Genomic DNA, 5426 nt, shown 5'->3' with positions numbered 1-5426 from the left:
GCCTGTTTCAAATAAAAAGCAGTGCTTTCATAGCTTTCAAATCCTACAAACCGAACCTTTACAAAATAATTTCCCGCTTGTAGATTTTCGAGTTTAAAATGTCCGTTTTCCTTAGAGATTACTCCCGAAATTAACGCAGAATCTGGGAGTTTATAAATAGATACACTTGCGAATCCTAAGGCAGATTTATCTTCGCGATCGTATGTTATTCCCTCAACAACAGCATTTTGAGCCAATATAATACTTGCATAAAGAGTAAACAAAAAACTTAAGTAAACTTTCATCATTAATAAAATTTAAACGCTGCAAGTTTAGTAATTAATCAATACTAATAAGTGGTTGAAAGGACTATTTATATGGTAGAATTGAAAACAGATTTTCTAAAATTAACCGGAGTAAATCCAGTATTATTTTTAAAAAATTTTGTAAAATTTGATGAATCATCAAAACCAAGAGAAAATGCTATTTCATTTATATTCTGGTCAGTATGTAGCAAAAGCCGCTTTGCCTCAAGTATAAATCGATCTGTTATATAGCTGCTTGCACTTTTGCCTGTTTGTTTTACACAGTGATAATTTAAATTTTGAGGCGTTACGTTTAAAATTGCTGCGTAATCGGCTACTTTCTTATAAATATTTTTGTCAGTATTTAAAAGGTTTGAGAACTTACTATAAATACTATTCTCTGTATTCAGATTTCCGACTTTTAAATCAGGAATACTGAAACTGTTTTCAAAAATAATTCTCAACCATGAATTAATAATAGACTTACGCTCTAAGCTATCCTTACCTCTTTCCTCATATAATTGTTGCAGGGCAAACTGTAATACTTGAATATCAGTTATATCTAAAGCCAACTCCTTTTTAGCACAATTAAATAGATTCATTAAATAGGGTTCGGTTACCTTATCAAAAAATGACTCCTTTACCATAAAGATATAGCCCTTGGGAATTGCAGTAAATTGCCAACAATGCAATTGATTAGGTTGCAGAACAAACACCTGAGGTGTTTTAATAAAAACCTTTTTATTATCTATCCAATGATAGCCCTCCCCTTCAAACAAATAAATAAATTCAAAGTAACCATCATGTTTATGTGGTTTTGTTTTCTTTATAATCTCCTTGAATTTTGAAATTTTAAATTCCAGGCCTTCATCTAACTTGTTTTTAACAGTAATAGGATAGTTCATTAAGTAAATCACAAAGTAGGTAAAACCTATTCTCAATTATTTTAATAGTTAATGTAACATTAAACTATATACTTAACAGATGCGTAATCGCTCACTTTGATAGGCAAATTATCATATAAACACATCATATTTGTGCTTTTGATTAATTACCTTATAAAATGGGTTCCTCTATCCAACCCGAAGTCAACACATCTGCGATATGCATTGTCTTTACCGGAAGATTATGGGCATCTATATAGCCCTGCAATTGCATTAAACAGGAAACATCTGTAGAAATAATATATTCGGCCCCCACTGCCATAGCATTATTGACTTTTTGTTCGGCCATTGCAGCAGAAATACCTTCAAACTTTACCGCAAAAGTTCCACCGAAGCCGCAGCAGACCTCCTGGTCTTTCATTTCCACCAGTTCCAAACCATGTACTTTCTCTAATAATTTCCGAGGTTCTGTTTTGATTTTACATTCTCTTAATCCACTGCATGAATCATGATATACTGCAACACCTTCCAATTCTGCTCCAAAATAATCTTTATGTAAAACATTTACCAAAAACTCCGTCAGCTCATATATATTGCTTTGTACACTTCTACATTTGTTATGAATAGCAGTATTGAAAAAAAGATCATTATATGCATTTCTCACCATCCCCGTACAGGAAGCAGAAGGCGACACTATGTAATTTTGATCAGAAAAATCATTTAAGAACTTACTTCCCACTTTTTTGGCATCATCCCAATAACCAGCGTTATAAGCTGGCTGACCGCAACAGGTCTGCTCCGGATTATAAATTACATTACAACCTGCCTTTTCTAAAATCTTCACTGTATTTCTTGCCGTTTCTACATAAAGCTGATCTATAAAGCAAGGGATGAACAATTCTACATTCATGTAATCTGGATTCTAAGTTACTGTTTCACTTAAGTTTCCCTAAGATGTCTCAAATTTGATAATTTTTAAGCGATTTCCCTTGTTTTATTACAAGAGAAAATAGGATGCTTAAAGCCAAAACAAAAAATATTGCTAAAAATACTGCCGAGTAGCGCATATTACCCGTAAGTTCTTCTACCAACCCAAAGCTAAACAAACCTGCTACAATAGCAAGCTTCTCGGTAACATCATAAAAGCTGAAAAAAGAAGCGGTATCTGAGGTCTGCTCTGGAATTAATTTAGAAAAAGTAGATCTGGATAAAGATTGGATGCCCCCCATTATTGCTCCTACAATTGCCGCCAAAGCATAAAATTGATACTCGTTAGCTATGAAATAAGCACTAATACAAACGCCAATCCAAATTACTACCACAACAATAAGAACTTTTATATTTCCAAATATCCGCGATAGCTTAGACATCAGAATTGCGCCACCTATAGCAACAAGCTGAATGATAAGGATAGTTGCGATTAACTTTGATGTTCCCAGTTGCAAAATTTTCTCACCAAAACTAGCTGCTACCAGCATAATAGTCTGTACCCCCATTGCACTGAAAAAATAAGCTACCAGATATTTCTTTAAAATCACCATTTTTGATACTTCCGCCCAAACCTTTTTCAAATTATCAAAACCATTAGACAGCTTTACTTTCTCAGCAGCATTAAAGTTAGGACTACTTTTAGGCAATATACGGATTGAAATTTGCGCAAAGGAGATCCACCAAATCCCTACCAGAAGGAAAGATAATCTTGCAGGAAAGCTGGGAGATGTAATCCCAAAAAGCTCTGGTTTCAAAACAAAAGCGAAACATATAATTTGCAAAATAACGCTACCCACATAACCATAGGCAAAACCTTTGGCACTTACAGCATCCTGATTTTCTTTCGATGCTATTTCTGGCAGATAAGAATTGATAAAAACAATCCCTCCGCAATAACCAATTGCAGCCAGAGCAAAAAATATCAGGCTGATTTCTAAAGTATCCAGTGTAAAAAAGAAAAGACCTGCGCAGGCCAAACCTCCTAACCAGGTAAACAATTTTAAAAATATTTTCTTATTTCCATGATAATCTGCCATGGAGGTAAGCAGAGGCGAAATAATAGCAATTATTAAATACGCTACGGCCAAAACATAATTAGACAAAGCGGTATTTACAAAATCGAAACCAAAGAATTTAACCTTATCTCCAAACTGTTCTGTAGTTGTTATAGCAGTATAGTAAGCAGGAAAAATGGTGGAGGTTATGACTAAATTATAAGATGAGTTTGCCCAATCGAACATTGCCCAGGAGCGGACAACTTTTTTATCGTCTTTTAATGACATAAAATATAAAATATTGTAAAGTTTGACTTCAAAAGTAAAAATTCAAAATAAATGTCAATCTTTTTTTACTCTAAAACTTCTCTTCTACTCCTAAACCAAACAATGCAAAGTCATATTTCACGGGATCCTGGGCATCAAATTTTCTTAAATTTTCAGTCAGTTCTAAAGCTGTTTTCCAATCAGTTTGCTTGCGGTCTATCAAGCCCAGCTTCCTTGCTACCCTATCTACATGCACATCGCAGGGGCAAATCAATTGTGAAGGTTTAATTCTGTTCCAGATTCCAAAATCGACACCACAGTTATCTTTTCGTATCATCCAACGCAAAAACATATTGATACGTTTACAAGTCGCATTTTTCATTGGGGAAGAAATATGCTTTACTGTCCGTTGTGGAAAATCTTCCAGCGAAAAAAAATACGACCTAAAGAAGTTTAAATTCCCCTCTACATGAGGCATTGTGAGTAAGTTCGCATAGCAAACATTACTTTTTTCATCTGTATCAGCAATACCACCTAAAAGGTATTCATCTCTGACTACAGATTGCTTAAATGGTAAAAAAGCATCTTCCAAACTATCATAAACTTCATAATGCTGCCTAAAAAACTGAATAAAATACAGTGTATCTGTATAATTAAAAGTGCGATGTTTAAATTTCTCGAACCTCTTCAAATCGGTCTCCTTATGATGTAGAATAAAGTCGTAAGGTACACCGTCCATTAAATCTATCAGTTCCTTAGATTTATTGATAATCGTCACCCGCTGTCCCCACGCTAAGATAGAAGCCCAAAATCCCATAATTTCAATATCCTGCTTTTTACTGAAAAGATGCGGAATACAGATGGGATCGTTCTCTATAAACCCGGGTTGGTTATATGCTATTACTTTTCTGTCTAAAAATTCTTTGAGTTCTTCTTCGCTATTGAAAGTTTTCATTACCCAAAGGTACATTATTCGCCCATACTGGAATTCTCTTAAAAAGATTATATTTGCATTAATTATAAGGGGTGCTGATAAATTTGGCTGAGATTATACCCATTAATGTCTCTTCATGACATTATAAAGCTGATCCAGATAATGCTGGCGTAGTGAAAATGGCTTACAATCGCCCCTGTTTTTTTATTTAATCTTTAAAGGGGTGACGTTAGTAGATATTCAGGAGTGGTTAATCCTATTTTTATCGCAAATCAAAGAAACGGGAGTATTAGAATGGCTTGCAGTAATTTTTGGTGTTTCGGAAGTATTACTCGCAAGAAAAAATAATATTTTGCTTTATCCGGCCGGAATAATTTCCATCTTACTCTCCTCGTACCTGCTTTTTCATGCAAAACTTTATGCCGAAACGCTATTGAATGCTTACTATTTGGTTATGAGTATTTATGGCTGGTATTTCTGGATTCATAAAAAATCTAAACCCGATGTGAGGATAAGCCGGACAACAAAAAAAGAAATGACCATAGCACTTTCCATCGTAGGTATTGGCTTTGTTGTACTTTATCTATTTCTCCTCAATTTCACCGGCTCTGATGTTCCTTTAGAAGATGCTATCGTAGCGTCTACAGCTTGGGCCGGAATGTGGCTTCTTGCCAAACGGAAAATAGAAAACTGGATTTTCTTAAATGTTTCCAATATTATTGCTATTCCATTATTAATACATAAACATTTACCTATGATGGCTATGTTGACACTTTTCTTGTTCATTGTCGCTATTTTTGGTTATTTCGATTGGAAAAAAATCTATAAGCAAGAGCAATTACAAGCAAATCCCTAAAACATGTCAGATTTCTTTAAACCCTCGTGGACAGAAACTATTAGAAAACATGCTGCCGAAGCAGAACAGTTGGGTAAACTACACCCTAAAATTCTGGATTTGATTTACAATGAAAACTGGTTTAACTTGTATGTTCCTAAAGAATATGGCGGGTTAGAAAAACCGCTTCCAGAAATATTACGATTGGAAGAAAATTTAGCAAAAGCAGATGGCAGT

General features: G+C 34.5%; 7 protein-coding genes. 2 read left to right on the top strand and 5 right to left on the bottom strand.

Annotated elements, in window-relative coordinates:
* From ABWO41_RS14950 to ABWO41_RS14930, 5 genes are all read right to left on the bottom strand, one after another.
* On the bottom strand, positions 1-287 hold a 287-nt coding region (locus ABWO41_RS14950; protein WP_353139781.1), incomplete at its 3' end, for a carboxypeptidase regulatory-like domain-containing protein.
* 65 nt (positions 288-352) lie between these two features.
* Positions 353-1189: an AraC family transcriptional regulator gene (locus ABWO41_RS14945; protein ID WP_353139778.1), complete on the bottom strand. Its 837-nt coding sequence runs from the start codon at positions 1187-1189 to the stop codon at positions 353-355.
* Between the two features lie 151 nt (positions 1190-1340).
* On the bottom strand, positions 1341-2078 hold the full coding sequence (locus tag ABWO41_RS14940; protein ID WP_353139775.1) for a (Fe-S)-binding protein: 738 nt from the start codon (positions 2076-2078) through the stop codon (positions 1341-1343).
* Positions 2079-2127: 49 nt separating this feature from the next.
* Positions 2128-3441 carry an MFS transporter gene (locus tag ABWO41_RS14935; RefSeq protein ID WP_353139772.1) on the bottom strand — a complete coding sequence of 438 codons (1314 nt, stop codon included), beginning with the start codon at positions 3439-3441 and terminating at the stop codon, positions 2128-2130.
* 70 nt (positions 3442-3511) lie between these two features.
* Complete coding sequence (locus ABWO41_RS14930; RefSeq protein ID WP_353139769.1) at positions 3512-4375, bottom strand: TIGR02757 family protein; 864 nt, start codon at positions 4373-4375, stop codon at positions 3512-3514.
* 202 nt (positions 4376-4577) lie between these two features.
* Between ABWO41_RS14930 and pnuC the strand changes: the two genes are divergently transcribed.
* Together pnuC and ABWO41_RS14920 are read left to right on the top strand one after the other, a co-directional pair.
* Entirely contained in the window at positions 4578-5210 is a 633-nt protein-coding gene (gene pnuC, locus ABWO41_RS14925) for a nicotinamide riboside transporter PnuC (RefSeq protein WP_353139766.1), read from the top strand.
* 3 nt (positions 5211-5213) lie between these two features.
* Positions 5214-5426 (top strand): acyl-CoA dehydrogenase family protein (locus ABWO41_RS14920; protein WP_353139763.1); only part of this gene is annotated, 213 nt, incomplete at its 3' end.

Source organism: Pseudopedobacter sp. (genome assembly GCF_040392825.1).
Classification (GTDB): domain Bacteria; phylum Bacteroidota; class Bacteroidia; order Sphingobacteriales; family Sphingobacteriaceae; genus Pseudopedobacter.
The sequence above is the reverse complement of the archived record's forward strand: the minus strand, read 5'-3'. Positions and strand labels throughout refer to the sequence as shown.